Origin of the sequence: Tepidimonas ignava (assembly GCF_004342625.1) — a bacterium.
GTDB lineage: Bacteria > Pseudomonadota > Gammaproteobacteria > Burkholderiales > Burkholderiaceae_C > Tepidimonas > Tepidimonas ignava.
Genome location: NZ_SMAH01000014.1, coordinates 1 through 17,325, shown reverse-complemented (window position 1 = coordinate 17,325; position 17,325 = coordinate 1). Strand labels below are relative to the sequence as shown.

At 62.8% G+C, this 17,325-nt stretch carries 16 protein-coding genes; 8 read left to right on the top strand and 8 right to left on the bottom strand.

From position 1 onward, the window contains the following. Positions 1-16: 16 nt before the first annotated feature. Positions 17-502, top strand: a complete 486-nt coding sequence (locus EDC36_RS10700) for a GspH/FimT family pseudopilin (protein WP_165902857.1) — start codon at positions 17-19, stop codon at positions 500-502. A 53-nt stretch (positions 503-555) separates the two neighbouring features. Further along, positions 556-1,350: an exodeoxyribonuclease III gene (locus EDC36_RS10695; protein WP_132963254.1), complete on the top strand. Its 795-nt coding sequence runs from the start codon at positions 556-558 to the stop codon at positions 1,348-1,350. A gap of 23 nt (positions 1,351-1,373) precedes the next feature. Here EDC36_RS10695 and EDC36_RS10690 read toward each other — a convergent pair whose 3' ends face one another. Beyond that, positions 1,374-2,654 carry an HD-GYP domain-containing protein gene (locus tag EDC36_RS10690; protein ID WP_132963253.1) on the bottom strand — a complete coding sequence of 427 codons (1,281 nt, stop codon included), beginning with the start codon at positions 2,652-2,654 and terminating at the stop codon, positions 1,374-1,376. Positions 2,655-2,842: 188 nt separating this feature from the next. Here EDC36_RS10690 and EDC36_RS10685 point away from each other — a divergent pair, with 188 nt between their 5' ends. From EDC36_RS10685 to EDC36_RS10675, 3 genes are all read left to right on the top strand, one after another. Beyond that, positions 2,843-3,679, top strand: coding sequence for a flagellin N-terminal helical domain-containing protein (locus EDC36_RS10685; protein ID WP_132963252.1), 837 nt, complete (start codon positions 2,843-2,845; stop codon positions 3,677-3,679). A gap of 162 nt (positions 3,680-3,841) precedes the next feature. Further along, positions 3,842-5,254, top strand: a complete 1,413-nt coding sequence (fliD, locus tag EDC36_RS10680; protein WP_132963251.1) for a flagellar filament capping protein FliD — start codon at positions 3,842-3,844, stop codon at positions 5,252-5,254. A gap of 145 nt (positions 5,255-5,399) precedes the next feature. Beyond that, complete coding sequence (locus tag EDC36_RS10675; protein ID WP_132963250.1) at positions 5,400-6,242, top strand: flagellin N-terminal helical domain-containing protein; 843 nt, start codon at positions 5,400-5,402, stop codon at positions 6,240-6,242. Between the two features lie 22 nt (positions 6,243-6,264). On the opposite strand, the gene EDC36_RS10670 is transcribed toward EDC36_RS10675, so the two are convergent. Genes EDC36_RS10670 through EDC36_RS10640 form a run of 7 tightly spaced genes read right to left on the bottom strand, consistent with a single transcriptional unit; the run spans position 6,265 to position 13,164 of the window. After that, entirely contained in the window at positions 6,265-6,981 is a 717-nt protein-coding gene (locus EDC36_RS10670) for an acylneuraminate cytidylyltransferase family protein (protein ID WP_132963249.1), read from the bottom strand. Next, positions 6,971-8,038, bottom strand: a complete 1,068-nt coding sequence (locus EDC36_RS10665; RefSeq protein WP_207895074.1) for a nucleotidyltransferase family protein — start codon at positions 8,036-8,038, stop codon at positions 6,971-6,973. Before EDC36_RS10665 ends, EDC36_RS10670 begins: the two co-directional genes overlap by 11 nt. After that, entirely contained in the window at positions 8,035-8,685 is a 651-nt protein-coding gene (locus EDC36_RS10660) for an acetyltransferase (RefSeq protein WP_132963248.1), read from the bottom strand. Before EDC36_RS10660 ends, EDC36_RS10665 begins: the two co-directional genes overlap by 4 nt. Then, entirely contained in the window at positions 8,678-9,775 is a 1,098-nt protein-coding gene (gene neuB, locus EDC36_RS10655; RefSeq protein WP_132963247.1) for an N-acetylneuraminate synthase, read from the bottom strand. Before neuB ends, EDC36_RS10660 begins: the two co-directional genes overlap by 8 nt. After that, positions 9,772-10,947 carry a UDP-N-acetylglucosamine 2-epimerase gene (gene neuC / locus EDC36_RS10650; RefSeq protein WP_132963302.1) on the bottom strand — a complete coding sequence of 392 codons (1,176 nt, stop codon included), beginning with the start codon at positions 10,945-10,947 and terminating at the stop codon, positions 9,772-9,774. The genes neuB and neuC overlap by 4 nt, the downstream gene beginning before the upstream one ends. A gap of 11 nt (positions 10,948-10,958) precedes the next feature. Then, positions 10,959-12,113, bottom strand: a complete 1,155-nt coding sequence (locus tag EDC36_RS10645) for a LegC family aminotransferase (RefSeq protein ID WP_132963246.1) — start codon at positions 12,111-12,113, stop codon at positions 10,959-10,961. Further along, positions 12,106-13,164, bottom strand: a complete 1,059-nt coding sequence (locus tag EDC36_RS10640) for an NAD-dependent 4,6-dehydratase LegB (RefSeq protein WP_279388346.1) — start codon at positions 13,162-13,164, stop codon at positions 12,106-12,108. The genes EDC36_RS10645 and EDC36_RS10640 overlap by 8 nt, the downstream gene beginning before the upstream one ends. 33 nt (positions 13,165-13,197) lie before the next feature. Here EDC36_RS10640 and EDC36_RS10635 point away from each other — a divergent pair, with 33 nt between their 5' ends. The 3 genes from EDC36_RS10635 (at position 13,198) to EDC36_RS10625 (ending at position 16,987) form a co-directional block, all read left to right on the top strand. Continuing rightward, on the top strand, positions 13,198-15,714 hold the full coding sequence (locus EDC36_RS10635; protein ID WP_132963245.1) for a 6-hydroxymethylpterin diphosphokinase MptE-like protein: 2,517 nt from the start codon (positions 13,198-13,200) through the stop codon (positions 15,712-15,714). A 164-nt stretch (positions 15,715-15,878) separates the two neighbouring features. Continuing rightward, positions 15,879-16,493 (top strand): class I SAM-dependent methyltransferase, encoded by a 615-nt coding sequence (locus tag EDC36_RS10630; protein ID WP_132963244.1) that lies wholly within the window; start codon positions 15,879-15,881, stop codon positions 16,491-16,493. Between the two features lie 95 nt (positions 16,494-16,588). Beyond that, positions 16,589-16,987: a hypothetical protein gene (locus tag EDC36_RS10625; RefSeq protein WP_132963243.1), complete on the top strand. Its 399-nt coding sequence runs from the start codon at positions 16,589-16,591 to the stop codon at positions 16,985-16,987. The last annotated feature ends 338 nt before the right edge of the window (positions 16,988-17,325 follow it).

The window sequence follows — 17,325 nt, the reverse complement described above, 5'->3', positions numbered from 1 at the left end:
CACGTTGGTCGAAAGCATGGTTGTCGTCGCGGCACTGGCCACCCTGATTGCGGTGGCGCTGCCGGCCATGGGCACGTGGATCGAGCGGTCGCGCTTGCGCGGCGCGGCCGACGTGCTCAGCGCAGCACTGCGCCAAACCCAATCGGAGGCCCTCAAGCGGCAGCAGACCATGGTCGTCAGTGTCAGCGCCAACGGCACGCAATGGTGCCTGGGCTGGAGTGAGCAGACCGCTTGCGACTGCGCCCGGCAACCAACCGACTGCACGCTGGACGGGGTGGTCAACGTCCGCACCCACGCCGACCACCCCGGGGTGACGCTATCCCCAGGCATCGCCGGCGGCGTGTTCGTGTTCAACCCGCGCCGCGGCACCGCCACCGCCGGCAACCTCACGCTAGCCTTGGCCGATGGCAGCCAAATCCGCATCGTGGTGCATGGGCTGGGGCGCGTCCGCCAGTGCATCCCGGAAGGCGCGCCCGACTTGGGGGGCCTGCCCGGGTGCTGAGGGCGCCCGCAGGTCCTCGGATAATGGCGGTTTGCCCGTCGCCCGGTGCCACCATGCAACTCGCCACCTGGAACGTCAATTCGCTCAACGTCCGCCTGCCCCAGGTGCTGGACTGGCTCGCCCAGCGCCAGCCCGACGTCGTCGCGCTGCAAGAGCTCAAACTGCCCGACGACGCCTTCCCGGTGCCGGCCGTGCGCGCTGCGGGCTACGACGCCGTGTGGCTGGGCCAAAAAACCTACAACGGCGTGGCGTTGCTGGTGCGCCAAGGTGCAGGCCTGCACGACGTGCAGCGCAACCTGCCCAACCTGGACGACGATCAGGCGCGCCTGATCGCCGCCACCGTCCAGCCACCCGGGGCGGCGCAGGCGGTGCGCGTCGTCGGCGCCTACTTCCCCAACGGCCAGGCGCCGGGCAGCGACAAATTTGCCTACAAGATGCGCTGGCTGGCCGCCCTGCGCGAGTGGCTCGCCACACAGCTCGCGCAACACCCTCAGCTCGTGCTGATGGGGGACTTCAACATCACGCGCGACGACCTCGACGTCTGGGACCCCGACGGCCTGCGCGAAACCATCCACTGCACCAGCGCCGAGCGCGAGCAGTTGCAAGCGCTGCTGGCGCTGGGCCTGCACGATGCGCTGCGCACCGCCGCGCCGCAGGGCGGCGTGTACACCTGGTGGGACTACCGGCAACTGGCCTTCCCCAAAAACCGCGGGCTGCGCATCGACCACATCTTGCTCAGCACCCCGCTGCACGCCCGGCTGCGCACGTGCGAAGTCGACCGCGCCATGCGCAAACGCCCCCAGCCCAGCGACCACGCGCCGGTGGTGGCCACACTGGACCTCGACTGACGGCCGCGCCCCCTGCCGCCCTGCTACATCCCCGCAGCGGGCGTGCGCGAGTACGCCAACAGGTTCACCATTTCGTCCAGGTTGATGCGCGCACGCACCGCCGAGCCCGGCACCGCGTCGTCCACCGTGTACTCTGGCCGCGCCGTGTTCACCAGCTTCGGCGTTCCCAGCGGCTCCCCCGCGCGGTTGACCACCACCGCCGCCACCGGGGTGCCCGCCTTGTCGCCACGGCGCAACACCAGCGCCAGCTCCCCCTTGTGCAGACGCACGAACGTGCCCGGCGGGTAAATCCCCAACAGTTGCACCAGCGCCAGGCCCACCTCGTCCTGCGCACCGCCGGTGCGGAACAACACCGCCGTGCGCGCCGCTTCCTTGGCGCTGCGCCCGGGTCGGCTGGCGCGCGGGCTCATCGACGCCGTGTAGCGGTCCAGCACCTGGATGATGTGCGCCAGACGCTCCTGCGCCGGTCGTTGCGCCAGCGCAACACCCGGTGGCAGCGGCGCGTGGTGCAGCCGCACCGCGTCCAACCACAACGCGTCGGTGACACCGGCCGCCTGCAACAGACGGGCACCGGCTTCGGCGTGGGCATCGATCTGCGCCCGTTGGATCGTCGAGGGCGCCGTGCGCTGCTGCGCCAACACGTCCTGCAAGCGCAGCATGGCCACGTTCATCGTCGCGGTAGCCAGCACCAGCGCACGCAACTCGGGCGGCGGCAGCCGCAGCAACGGCGCCACCCGCAACGCCAACACGGCGCACTGCAGCGCGTGCAACACGCTGTAGTCGGCGGGGCTGGTGCAGGCACGGTAGGTCAGCACCAGCGTACTGCCGTCGGCGGCCACGTCCCCGGCCGTCAACTGCTCCAGGTCACGCCACAACCGCTCGAACCGCGCCGCACCCTGCTCGCGCGCCAGCGCCCCCTGCTCGACGCTGGCGAGCAACCGTCGCAGCCGTGCGGCCACCTCGGCGCACTGCTCGGGCAGCGTACCACGCAGCGGCTCGGCGGCCCCTTCAGCCCCCTCGTCAAGCTGAACGTGCCGCTCCAGCTCCTTGATCGCCGCGCCGCGCCGATCCAGCTCCAGCAGGCCGTTCATCCACACCTTGAGGGCCAGCTCCGACTCCTCGAACGGCACGTACACCTGCCGCCGCTCCCGCAGCAGCCGCAGTTGCAACTCGTCCTCGATGCGCTGGCCTTTGGCCAGCAACACCCGCCCCTGCGCGTCCAGCAAGGTGAACGGCAGCGTCATGCCCACGCGCAAACGCTCGGTGGGCAGGGGGACGGGGGTGTGGACAGAACGGCCGCTCATCAAGGGACAGCATTGTAGGCGGGTATGCCGCCCATCGCACCACAGCGGCCCACCGTTGCAAAAAGCCCTAAAGTCCCGCTCCACACGCCCGATATAACAGGCAACCGGTGTGTCAAACGGTTTGCCAGCGGCAGGGCACCCAGCCCCGTGCGACAAGCCTACCGGCAACCACCTCAGGAGCGACCGCTATGAGCCTGACCATCAACACCAATGCCATTTCACTGACCGCGCAGCGCAATACAATTAATAATATGCAGTCGCTGCAAACGACGATGGCGCGCCTGTCATCCGGGCTGCGCGTCAACACCGCCAAAGACGACGCTGCCGGCCTGGGCATCGCCGAGCGCATGAACAGCCAGGCGCGCGGCATGACCGTGGCGCTTCAAAACACTGCTGACGCGCTCTCTATGGTGGAAGTGGTTGATGGTGCGCTGTCAACAGTCACCGACGTGTTGCAGCGCATGCGAGACTTGGCCCTGCGCGCCGGTAACGGCACGAATGGCACGGAAGAGAGGACAAATATTAACCAGGAGTTCCGTCAACTCGCCGCAGAACTGGCGCGCATTCGAGATCAAACCAACTTCAATGGCCAAGCGATTCTGGGTGCAGATGCCAATTCATTCACTTTTCAAATCGGAGCCCAAGGCGGTCAAACATTGACCGTCAGCTTTGTCAGCTTAGGAAATGCGTCGGGTGTGAACTCCCTTATCAGCAATCTATCGATCGCAGGAACAGCAAGCGCTGCCAGTATCAGCGCGATTCTTGGGGCGTTGGATACAGCCATCCAATCAATCGTCGGTCGTCGCGCAGAGCTGGGCGCCTACATGAGCCGCTTCGAAAATATCATGACCAACCTGCGCGTGGGCATCGAGAAGCAGACCGCCGCGCGCGGCCGCATCATGGACGCCGACTTCGCCGCCGAGACGGCCAACCTCAGCCGTACACAGATCCTGCAGCAGGCCGGCACCGCCATGATCGCGCAGGCCAACCAGCTGCCACAAAACGTCTTGGCGCTGCTGCGCTGACGCGGCTTGACGGTCGCGTACTGCCCCGGGGGCCGCGCTGCCAACCAGGCCGCGCGGCCCTTCGTCGTGAGCGGATAACCGCCCGTAGATTCGCGTCTTGCGCGCTGAGCCCCTGCGGTATAACAATTCCCTTGCAGCCCTTAGCGCGTATCGGAGGCTCCCATGGCCATCTCGTCACCCGGCGTCGGCAGCGGCTTGGACGTCAACAGCATCGTCACCCAGTTGGTGACGCTGGAGCGCAAGCCCATCGCCAACATTCAGTCGCAGATCAGCACCCTGCAGTCGAGCATCTCGGCGTGGGCGCAGATCAAAAGCGGGTTGGCCAAGTTGCAGGATGCAGCTGGCAAGCTGGCCAGCTCGGGAACATGGTCGGCCCTCAGTGCCTCATCCAGCGCTGCAGACGTCGTGACGGTCAGTGCAGGCGCGGGGGCTGTCGCGGGTCAATACCAGGTGGAAGTGCAGGCGTTGGCGCAGGCCCAATCCACCCGTACCCAGGCGTTCACCGCGGGCAGCGCCGTCGGTGAAGGCGGCACACTCGAAATTCGACTGGGCCAGTGGTCGGGGGGCACCTTCACACCCGGCGGTGGGGCCAGCGTGAGTGTGGCCATCAACGCCACCGACACCTTGTCCACCGTGGCGCAAAAAATCAACGCCGCCAACGCGGGTGTGCGCGCCGCGGTGGTGCGCTCCGGAGGCGAGGAACGTTTGGTCGTGCGCAGCGCCGACACCGGCGCCGCCAACGGGTTCGACATCCGCGCGTTCGACGGCAGCAACAACCTTATCACCGACACCGACACAGGACTGGGCCGCTTGGCTTTTTTTGATGACAACAGCGGCGGCCCGGTGGGTCAAACCCTGGTGACGGGTGCCCAGGACGCCCAAGCCACCGTCGAGGGCATCGCGGTGACGTCCGCCTCCAACCGCTTTGAGGGCGTGCTCAGCGGCGTCACGTTCACGGCGCTGCGCACCACCACCCAACCCGTCACGTTGACCGTTGCCGATGACACCGAGTCGATGCGCAAGGCAGTGGAAGAGTTTCGCGCCGCATTCAACGAGCTTTCGACCACCATCAAAAACCTAACGCGCAGCGACCCCACCGGCGCAGGCAACGGCCCGCTGCGTGGCGACTCGGCCGCGCTGGGCATTCTGACGATGTTGCGCCGCTACGCCGGCGACATGGTGCCTGGCAACACCCCTGCCACCTTGAACGAAGCCGGGTTGCGTTTCAACCGCGAGGGCGCGCTCGACGTGGACAGCGCACGCCTGGACGCAGCTTTGGCCAACCCATCGGCCTTGGCCACCTTGTTCGGCAACGGCGGGTTGGCGGAGCGCATCCGAAACTTTGCCCGCGATACCCTCGCCGCCGGGGGCAGCGCCACGAGCCGGGTCAACAGCCTGCAAGAGACGGTCAAACGCAAAAACCAAGAGATTGACCGTATCAACGAGCGCGTGCAGCGCACCGAGGCCGCGCTGCGCGCCCAGTACACGGCGCTGGACACCAAGATGGCAGGCTACAGCAGCCTAAGCAACTACATCAGCCAGCAGCTCGCCGCATGGTCCAGCCCCAAACGCTGAAAGCCCCGAAACAAGCCAGCAAAGCCCCGTTGATCGGGGCTTTGCTTTTTTTGTAAACGCCGATGATGTGGCCATGAGGCGCTGGACGGCACGCACGGTGCACGCCAGGCCAACCGTCCCTCGTTTCACGACTTAGGAGCGCACCATGGCCCTGACGATCAACACCAACGTGATGTCGCTGAACGCCCAGCGCAACACCATCAACAACATGCAGTCGCTGCAAACGACGATGGCACGCCTATCGTCCGGTCTGCGCGTCAACACCGCCAAAGACGACGCGGCTGGGCTGGGCATCGCCGAACGCATGAACAGCCAAGCGCGCGGCATGACCGTCGCGCTTCAAAACACTGCTGACGCGCTCTCTATGGTGGAAGTGGTTGATGGTGCGCTGTCGACAGTAACCGACGTGTTGCAGCGCATGCGCGACTTGGCGTTGCGGGCTGGCAACGGCACCAACGGAGGCGCTGAGCGGTTCAACATCAACCAAGAATTTCGACAACTATCACAAGAATTGCAACGCATTCAGGATCAAACCAGTTTCAATGGCAGAGCCATTCTGGGCACTTCAGCAACCAGCTTTGTATTCCAAATTGGTGCGCAAGGAGGTCAAACAATCAGTTTCATACTGAACTCTTTGGCCGGACTTTCCGGTGTGGGATCGGCTATGACCACCGGGTTCTCAATTGCATCCAATGCAAGCACCGCAAACATTGCTTCGATCCTCGGAACACTCGATGTAGCCATTCAAAGCATTGTTGCCCGCCGCGCCGAAATGGGCGCCTACATGAGCCGCTTCGAAAATATCATGACCAACCTGCGCGTGGGCATCGAGAAGCAGACCGCTGCCCGCGGCCGCATCATGGACGCCGATTTCGCCGCCGAGACGGCCAACCTCAGCCGCACGCAGATCCTGCAGCAGGCCGGCACCGCCATGATCGCGCAGGCCAACCAGCTGCCGCAGAACGTGCTACGGCTGCTGCAGGGGTAAGGCAGCGAGGAACCAAGCGGCCTTACGGACCGCTTGGTTCATTCAAGCGTCGACACATCAAGAACTCAGCCCACTCCAAATCAAGTTCGGTGTCGATATCCACCGAACACACCGGATCCATCACGTAGGCAACGGTCTCGTCGCCGACAAAACTGCCGTTCCGGCGTAACCAATCGACCTGCGCCACGTACACGGCGCCGTTGAGTTCGAACAGCTCAGGCGCATCCTGACGTCTGGCGGGTCGTTGCTCGGGGGGCAGCAACGGCTTGAGCCGTCCGCCTCGCCCCAACCCGAACATCCACCACGGGTTGCACGCGGCCGGGGTAACCCCCACGCACGCCGGTGCATCCGCCCTCCAACAGTGCTGCAGCGCAGCTTCGATATCACCCGCGGTTCGCATTGGCGATGTAGGCTGCAGCAGCACGACCCAGTCGTAACCCGGCAACAGCGACAAGGCGTGCCAAACGACGTCAATCCCCGGCGTGTCGTCCTGGGCAAGCTCCCGTGGCCGCACGAACGGAACCTCAGCCCCCCATTGGCGCGCCACTTCGAGGATTTCCGCGTCTTCGGACGACACCACGACCCGTTCGACGCTGGGTGCAGCGCTTGCAGCCTCAATGGTCCAAGCGATCAAAGGTTTTCCAGCCAACGGGCGTATGTTTTTACGCCGCACCCCTTGGCTGCCACCACGCGCCGGTATGAGGGCCAATACACGCCGCCCTGACACGTCACTGGCCATGATGAATCACCCGCAGAATATCGCGCTGGGCCAGCTCAAAATCACCCATGCGCCCAATGTCCAACCAGTACTCGTGCACAGGGAACATCCGCACCTGCCGCCCCGCGCTGATATGCTGTTTTAGCAAATCTGGCATGTCCAGCCTCACCCCGGGCTGCACCGAATGCACCACTTGCGGCGCCAACACGTAAATACCCGCACTGACAAAAAAATGATGCACGGGCTTTTCAGTGATTTCCGTGATGCGTTGTCCATCATGTTCGATGACGCCATACGGCACCTGAAAATCATACTGCCGTGTGCATACGGTGGCGGCGGGTGTATGGCGGTCATGGTCTTGCAGCAGTGCCTCGTAGTTAACCCTGGTCATGATGTCACCATTGACCACCACGACGGGCCGTTGCACGGCCTCTTTGGGCAGCAGACCCAGTGCGCCAGCGGTGCCCAGCGGTTGGTCTTCGTGGATATATTGAATGCTGACACCCCAACGGCCACCATCTTGGAAATGATCGATGATTTTGTGGCGCAAGTAGTGCACCGAAATGTAAAATCGATAAAAACCGTAGTCAATCAAATCCTGCAGGATGTGTTCGAGCATTGGCTTGCCGCCTACCGGCAACATCGGCTTGGGGCAGTCGTCAGTCAAAGGGCGCAGGCGCGTGCCAAAGCCCCCCGCCATCAAAAAGACGGGGTTTTCCAGTCGCGGGCGTTTGAGTAAGTCACTCAGCGTTTCTAGGCCCACCACGACTCCGTCCGCGTCAACAATGGGGACCTGCAGCACCTGCGCACTGCCCAACAGACGTAGGGCATCCTCCCGCGAGTACTGTGGTGGCAGCACACGGGGCTGGGTGTTCATGACCTCCCCCACCGGTGCATCAAGGCTCAGGTGCCGCAGCAGGCCACGCCGGATATCGCCGTCCGTGACGGTACCCTGCAGCCGCCCCCAGTCGTCCACCACCAACGCGATGCGCTTAGCGCCACGATCGATGATTTCGATCGCCTGCCGAAGAGAGGCGTCTGCCCGCAACCGCAGGGCCTGCCAGTCGTGGCTGATCATGCACCTTGTCCTTCGGAAATCAAGTTGTCACCTACCCACCGGCCTCCGGGCGGAACGTCGTACCTTACCCTGGCGCCGGCACTCACGACTGCAGCTTCGCCCAGCTTTACACCCGGCAACACCACAGCACCAGCACCAACAAAGGCTCGCGGCCCGACCTGCACGCCGCCGCACAACACGCTGCCAGGCGCGACATGGGCACCGACGCCGACGGTGCAATCATGATCCACGCGCGCCCCGGTGTTGACAATCGCGTTGTCGCCAATGATGGCATCGGGTTGCACCACGGCGCCCGCCATCACTTGGGCTCCCTCCCCCAGTAAGGCCGTCGAGGCCACCACGGCGCTTGGGTGCACCAACGGGGGTACGCTGCACCCGCGCGCGCGCAGCCGCCCGAACAACGCATGGCGCGCTGGCGTTCCACCTGGCACCCAGCCGACCCCGATGGCAAACGCACACTCGCATGGGCTGATACGGTCCAACCAACCATCATCGTTGGCCACAATGGGCAGCCCCCGCCACGTACCCCCCATGTCAAGGCCGGGCGCAACCACACCGTCCACCTGCCAACCACCGCTTAACCGGAGCACGTCGAGCACCACCTTGGCATGGCCGCCGGCACCAAGCAGCACGATGCGCCTATTCATCCAACATGTCCCCCGGTTCGTAGGCACGCGTCGCGCGTCGGCCCAGCAGGTGCCAATACGCCAGCGGGGACATGCCGTCACCCGGTCGCATGACCCCCACTCGGCTGTCGTCCAACACATCGCCGGGTCGGATGGGTGCCACCGCCACGAGGCTTTTCCGCGCCACCCTGGCGGTGTCCTCTTCGCAGGGCTGCGGACGCTTGACGCCATCGCCCAGCGCCGCAGACACGACAGCCACCCCCCGGACCAAGGCAGCCATTTCGTCCGGCTCCAACGAGGCCGCATGATCCGGCCCGGGCATCGTCCGGTCCAGCGTCAAGTGTTTTTCGATCACCGTTGCCCCCAGCGCCGCAGCAGCCAGCGCCACCTCAATGCCCATCGTGTGGTCGGAATAGCCCACGGGAAGGCCAAAAGCGCGCGACAACGTCACCATGGCGCGCAAGTTGACCTGATCCATCGGCGCGGGGTACTGACTGGTGCAGTGCAGCAGGGTAACCCCCTGACGCAAGGCAGCTTGCCCCTCCCTGGAGGCATAGGCCTGCCGAAATGCCTCCGGCGAGGGCTTGTCGGCGGCACCGGCCACACGACCGAACGCGACCACCCCCAGCGCGGCCTCCACGTCACCCAAGGTTGCCATGCCGGTGGATACGATCAGCCGCGCGCCACTGCGGGCGTGCGCCAACAACAGGGGCGCATTGGTCAATTCGCCCGACGCGACCTTCAACTCGTCCAGCCCCAGGTCGTCCACCAACAAGCGCAAACTCGGCAAGTCAAAGGCCGTCGATAGAAAGCGCAAACCCCGCCGCCGAGCCTCGTCGCGCAACTCGCGATACACCGGCAAGGGAAGCTCAAGTCGTCGCAGCATGTCCAACTGGCTTTGCGTAGCACCCGTGTTGCGCTGCTGGTAGTCGGCCATCGCGGCACCCGGGGTGGCCAATGCCTCGGCACGGAACGTTTGGTATTTGATGACGTGAGCGCCCGCTCGGGCCGCGGCATCCAGCAGCCCCCACGCCAAGTCAGGTTGACCGTTGTGGTTGACACCCGCCTCCGCGATGACGGTCACCGACGGGGTATGCTCATCACCATTCATGCGGCCACTCCCGGTAAATCCCAGAACCCCTTGGGGCCCAGCTTGCTTGGGTCCACCCGCCGCAACACTTCCAGAATCGCCTGTGACACCATGCCGTCACCGTACGGGTTTGCGACACCTGCCAGACCAACTTGAAAGGCGGGGTGCAACACTTGCCGCAAAGCCCGCACAATAGCCTGCCGCTGTGGCGGGCAATCCACGACACTGGCCGCACGCAAGCGCCCCTGTTGGCGGCTGCCAATGTTCACGGTCGCACACCCAGCACTGGGGGCCTCGATAATGCCGCTGGAGGAATTGCCAACCACGGCACGCACCTGGCGCATCAGCGACCAGTACCGTACATGCCCCAGCGACGTGACGAAGCGGCATCGATCGGGACGTTGCCGCGCATACGTTTGCATGGCCTCGAACACGCCGCTGTGGCCGGCGTCGCTGTTGGGCGCGGTGATCACCACCCGGCATTCAGGCAGCTCGTCCAGCGCCGCGAGCAACTCCAGAGTCTGTTGCACGGGTTCACCCTCGTCCGCCGTGGCGGGGTGGAAGGTGACCAACAGGGCTTGGTCGCCAAGCTCAAGCCCAAGGTCGGCTTCCAACCGTGACCGTGACAGCAACGGCGTACGGCGTAAATGTTCCAAGCCAGGGGCCCCGACATTGAACACCCGATCAGGATGCTCACCCATCTGAATCACCCGGCGCCGGTACGGTTCGGCTGCCGTGAAGTGCAACGCCGCCCATTTGGTGATGGCATGGCGATAACCGTCATCCAGGGCGCCCAGCGTCACTTCCCCGCCGTGCAGATGCGCGATGGGTATCGCCAGGGTGTACGCCGCCAGCGCCGCGGCCACGGCCTCGTACCGGTCGCCCAGAAGCACCACCCAATCGGGCCGCAGCTCGTGCAATGCGCCAGCCATTGCGACCACGGCACGGCCCGCCGCCTGCGCCACGGCCAGGGGCGTGTCATCGGTCTGGGCCAAATCGACTTTGGCCGCAACGCAAAAGCCATCGCGTTCGATCTCGTCCACCGTGTGGCCATGACGCGGCATCAAGTGCATACCGGTGGCGATGACGCGCAGCTCAAAGTCAGGCGCCCCGTCCAGCTCGCGCATCAGCCAGTACAGCAAGCCGTAGTCGGCCCGCGTTCCCGTGACCACCGCAACCCGTTGAACACTCATCGGGCCAACCCTCACTGTGGTGGGGGGGTGCTGGGGACGTTGAGCACGCGCGCCGCCCACTCTTCGGTCACCGTCAACGCGTCACGCAGGCAGTGTTGGTACATAGGCAAGCGGTGCATCGGCGTCCACAGCGGACGTGTGCCAATCTGCTGTTCGTTGGTTCGCCCCAACCAATGGTCACGCGTCTGGACGTCCGGCAGCATCAGGCCGCACAACCAAAAATTACTCCGGGCGCCCGGGGGCTCGTCGATCCATGACCAGCCATGGGAATCGCACAGCGCAGCATACCGCAGTGCCAGGGTCCGTTTGCGGGCCAGCAGGTCGTCCAAGCGCTCCATCTGCGCCACGCCCAGCGCGGCGTTGAGGTTGGGCAGGCGGTAGTTGTAGCCCACCTCGTCGTGTTCGAACGCCCATGGATGGGGGCGTTTGGCGGTGGTGGTCAAGTGCCGGGCTCGGCACGCCAGGGCCTCATCATTGGTCACGACCATCCCTCCCCCACCTGTGGTGATGATCTTGTTGCCGTTGAAGCTGAAGACCCCCAAGCGCCCGAAGGTTCCCACGTGCCGCCCCTGGTAACGGCTTCCCAGCGCCTCCGCAGCGTCCTCCACCACCGTCACCCCCCACGCGTCGCAGACACGCACCAGCGCATCGATGCGCACGGGATGGCCCAGCGTGTGCATGGGCACGCACGCCCGCACCACCCTTCCACTGGTCCGATGCACGGTCACACCATCGTCACGCCGCACGGCATGTTGCGTCAGCCACTCATCCACTGCTGCCGGGCTCAGGCCCAAGGTGCTCGCATCGACGTCCAAAAAAACGGGGTCGGCCCCGCAGTACCGAATGGCGTTGGCCGTGGCCACGAACGTAAGGGCCTGGGTCAGCACCAGGTCCCCTGATGTCACACCCACCGCCTGCAGGGCCGTGTGCAGCGCGGCGGTGCCATTCACCGTGGCCACGGCGTAGCGCGCACCGACGTAGTCGGCCACCTGCTGTTCAAACACCGTCACGAAACGCCCGACGCTGGACACATAGGTCGAGTCGATGGCTTGCGACACCAGCGCTTTTTCGCGTTCACCCAACGTTGGCGCATGCAACGGTATTGCGCCGTCGGGCTGGCGGTACAGCTCTCGCACCGCACGGATGAAGGCGGCGACCTCAGACATGGTAGTGATCCGCCCTGTAGTGACGTAGGTGCTCCGGTTGGGTGAACCAGGCGATGGTGCGCTGCAGCCCTTCCCGCAGCGCAATCGCAGGCTTGAAACCGGTCAGACGCTCGATTTTGCGGTTGTCGCACCACAAGCGCTGCACCTCCGATGCGGCAGGCCGCATCCTTTGCGGGTCGCACACGAATTCGACCGACGCCCCCATCAGCTCGGCAATCAGGCGGGCGGTGTCTCCAATCGATACCTCGTAGTTCGAACCGATGTTGACCACTTCGCCGACGGCCGCGTCGCACTCCGCCAGCGCCACCATACCCCGACACGTGTCCTCGACGTAGTTGAAGTCACGCGTCGGTCTGAGGTCGCCCAGCTCGATGCGCCGCTTGCCAGCCGCGATTTGTGTGATGATGGTGGGGATCACGGCGCGGGCGGACTGGCGTGGCCCGTAGGTGTTGAAAGGCCGCGCCACCGTCACGGGCAATCCAAAACTGGCGTGGAAACTTTGCGCCATGGCGTCCGCGCCGATCTTTGATGCGCTGTAAGGCGACTGCGGCTGCAACGGATGGCTTTCGTCGATGGGCACGTAGCGGGCCGTGCCGTACACCTCACTCGTCGAGGTGTGTACAAAGCGTCGCACGCCCGCCTCAAGCGCCGCCTGGCACATATTGAGTGTGCCCAGCACATTGGTTTGGGCGTAGCTTTCCGGCGCGCGATAGGAATACGGTATCGCAATCAAAGCCGCCAAGTGAAAGACGATATCGACCCCCCGCACCAAAGTGCGACAAAACGCGGCGTCGCGGATATCACCCAACACCACCTCGATCCGCGCCTTGCAGGCAGCTTCATCAAGCCACCCCCAGTGCCCCCAACTGTTGTACTGCACCAACGCCCGCACACGGTAGCCTCGCGCGACCAGCAACTCCGTCAGGTGCGACCCGATGAACCCGTCTGCACCGGTGACCAGACACGTCGGCAAGTTGGGTGAAGCAGTGGAATGAGGGGAAGCCATGTCGCAGTTTCGCCGTTTGCGGTGTTGATCGGTTGGTAGCATCATCGTAGCGTAGACCCTCCTCCATGGTGGCCCGAGATGCCCGACGAAGCCCCCCCAATCCCAGCGACCGAATCACCGACAGCCGAACCGGTAGCCTTACACTGGACCATCAACGAGCACGGCGACCGCTACCTCGAGGAGGTCACAGGTGCCGTGTTCGACCGGCTGGGGGCCCAGGCCACCCTCGACGCCACGTTCGGCAAGACGTTCGAGCACGAAGACACCCTGTACATCGTCGTCGGGACGGACTCCGGGCTGCTTTATCGGTACGTGGCAGGGCGCCCCTTGTCCGCGGGCAGCCGGGTGTTGTTCATCGAGCCTGCGCCTATCTACCAAACCCTGCGCGATGCTGGCTGCTTCGAGCCCATACGCGACGATGTAGCCGTGGCGCCGGCTGACGACTGGCAGCAACAAGCCCAAGCCCAGCGGCTGGGCGACTACCTATACCTGGACGCGGTGGAAGTGATTTTTTCGCTCGGGGTGCAAAGCTGCGTCGATTCCGCGAGCACGCAACTCGCGTGGGCGCTGCGGGATCAAGTGGCTGCGCTGCGCTGGCAAACCGCGGCCAGTCGCGGCCACGAAGCCTTTTTGGCCTGTCAAATCGAGAATGCCGTGGACAGTCCGGCCAGTGCCGCGCAGTGGGTGGGCAGCGCGAACGGGTGTGTGGGTGTGCTGCTCGCTGGTGGCCCGTCGCTCGACGATTTGTTGCCCTGGGTGCTGCAGCACCGAGACCACTTGGTGGTTCTGGCGGTGTCTCGCATCAGCGCGCGCCTTCAACAGGTTGGCATCGAGCCCGACTTCATCGTCTCGGTCGACCCGACCCAGATGAGTTATGAAATCAGCCGCGAAATGCTCAACTTTGGGCCGCGCACGGTGTTCATCCACTCGAACCACGTGCAGCCGCGCCTGCTGGCGCAGTGGCCCCATCGCTCGGCTTATCTGGGACAGCTGTTGCCTTGGACGTCAAGCCTCAACCCCACGCGCTGTGTGTACGCCGCCGGCCCGACGGTCACCAACACAGCCTTGCAGTTCGCCGCAGCGCTTGGGTTGAGCTGCGTAATCCTGGGCGGCGTGGACCTGTGCTTCACCCCGGACGGACACACACATGCCCTCGGAAGCAACGAACGTAAAGCCGGGCCGCGTTTTGACCTCCCCCAACTTGAGGTGGTCACCAACGATGGACGCCGGGCGCTGACGACGGCGGATTTTCTAGCCGCCGCTCAGACGTTGTCCGCGCAGGCCCAACAGCTACGTCGACAAGGTATCGATATCGTGACGGTGGCACCCGGCTCGGCACGTATGGAGGGTGTGCGCTTTACAAATCTCGACGAAGTAACCGACATCGTCGACCGGGCCGCTCAGACAGCCTCACAACTCCAGACCGTTGCACCAGACAGCACCGATCGCCTCGGGCATGCCCAGCGCTTGGTGCGGGAATTCGACCGACAGCTCAAGACCCTTGCCGACCTCGCCGGAGAACTACACCACGCCCGCCGCATCGTCGCCAAACTGTTCGACGCACAAGGCACGATCCGCAACCGTAACCTTCGCCTACGGCTGGAACGGTTGGAGCGCGAACTCGAGCAACGCTATCCCGAGCACGTTCGGCTGGTGCGCAGCTGTTCCGTAACAGCGTTGTTGCGCGCCATGAAACACAACCGCGAGCTCGAGTCGTTGCAAGCCGAGCAAGTACGCAAGGCACTGGCCGACTACTACGACACCCTGTTGTCTGGCACCCAACGACTGCGATCGCTGATTGAGAACGCTCGGGACAAAGCTCGCGAGCGTGTGCGAGAGTACAGCGATGCCGCATCCCTATCAGAACTTGCTCAACTATGGTCGCGCCGAGGAGAGCATGGTCGCTGGAAGCTCTGGATCCTTCGGCTGGGTCAGCGTCCCCGCACACCAAGTGACGAACAAGCACTTCAGGAATTGCAGTCGCGGCATGAAGCCGATATGCAGTCCAACAACAGCTTGCACTTGGCCCGCGCGCGTACCCAAGCCGACCCAATGGCCGCGCTGGTGCGGCTCGAACAACTGGAAGCTCGCCACAACCTTTATAGTTTACACGGACTGATTCAGGGCTTGCAACAGATCGCTGAGCGCCCGGGGGTTGCCCCATGCCTTGCTTTGGCAGAAGGCGTACTTGCCGAACTGGAAGACCGTGCCGCAGACGCCATGGTCAGCTACGAAAAAGTTTTGCAACACGACGACCGGCGCTTCTGGGCGCCAGCGTTGAGTCGTATCGCACGGTGGGCTCTGCGTGAAAGCAATGCCACCATGGCGTTGCACGCTCTGCAGTGCCTAAGCGACCTCAGCCCACGCTATCTACCCCTGTATGGGGACTTGCTGGCCGCTCAAGGACAGCTTGCCGAAGCGATGGACGCCTACGACGCTTACTTGCGAAAGCACCCGAACGACACGCACACGATGCGTCGGCTGGCAGAAATGCTTCGATCACGGGGGATGCACGAGCCCGCCAGCCTTATTGCGGCGCACATCAACTCGCTAACCTCACAGCCCGACACCCCAAACAACCCCAGTTTTGTATGATGTTTTAACCCATAAGACAATAAATATCGCATACACATGATTATAATCGTTGCCCACTGTATCGAAGCGAACTGATTCCTAACCCTGATAAACGCTGACTTTTCGAAGACCAAACAACAACCTCAATGTTAACCGGCATCAACACCTGAAGACCACCTCGAACAATGAACACCAACACGAAAACTTTCTTGCATGTTGGATGCGGCCCTAAAACCAAATCAGGCACAACAAAGGAGTTTAGCCAAGAAACTTGGACCGAACTACGCCTCGATATCGATCCATCCGTTAGTCCTGACATTATTGGATCGATGACGAATATGTCAAGCGTACCGGACGAAACTATCGATGCCATCTACTCAAGCCACAACATCGAGCACTTGTACGCACACGAAGTTCCCACAGCCTTACGCGAGTTCTGGCGAGTATTGAAACCGAACGGCTATGCAATAATCACATGCCCCGATGTACAAGCAATTTGCGCGCTAGTCGCTGACGACAAGCTCCTGGAGCCCATTTACATGTCGGCAGTCGGCCCAATAACACCTATGGACATGCTTTGGGGATGGCGACCCGCAATCGCTGCGGGTAACACATTCATGTCACACAAAACAGGTTTCACGCTACGCATACTCGCCGCCGCACTCGTCAATGCCGGGTTCAAATCCATTGCGCACGCAAGACGTGCAGCGCCCCATTTGGATCTATGGATAGCAGCATCAAAATCCGACCTCACACAGCAAGAACTTATTGAGTTGGCCCAGCAACACTTTCCCCTCTAGCACCAAACAAGACGCAAACAATCAAACCACATTGCCCGCTCAATCATAGCCTATAAAAACCAGCAGCGCAGCATTGATCTCCGCCTTCCAGAAAGATGAAGCAACATTTTGTAGCAAAACCCAAACGGACAATCAATAAGACAGACAGACGACGATCGCATTCATCCAATTATTTTTCGATAACTGCACAGGATTATCTGCAATATACAATCAAGAAATTAAAATATACAGTCACTGATATCATGATTTTCATACACGATGACGCATGGATCGATGGCCATTTTATTGTCGATCGCGCATCCGCCGGACTGGAAACTTTTGACATTGTTGGTGTGGCCGGAAATCGACGACGCACCCCATTTCAACCTAGCCGGGCTTTTATTTTTGATGCCGCCATCAATAGCCTACGCTGGGACGAGCAACAACATCTCAGGCGCAATAGCTCATGGAGAAGCCCCTTCGGGCGCCTCTCGCGTTATGGCCCAACTGGTTAGGAATGCGAGCTGCTGGATGGGGTATTGCTCGCAGCGAAACAAACGACAATACTCAAAACAGGGCTCCGGTTCGATCCCCGTTTTTCTTTCATTTTTATGATTTTAGATTTTTGTCGGAGTGCACGAACCTTATCGTTGTCTGCCGGAACTTGGCCAATATCCATCACACACGAAAGTACAGAAAGTTTTGACTCTGATTCATGGAAACAAAACCGGAATATCTATCTCGAAAAGTTGGGTAAATAGTCGTCCCTGAAAAATTCATTTTCACGCCGCCCGCAGCCGCAGCAGCGGCGGGTTGGCGACGCGAGTCTCGGTTGGCCGCAGCCGGACGAGCC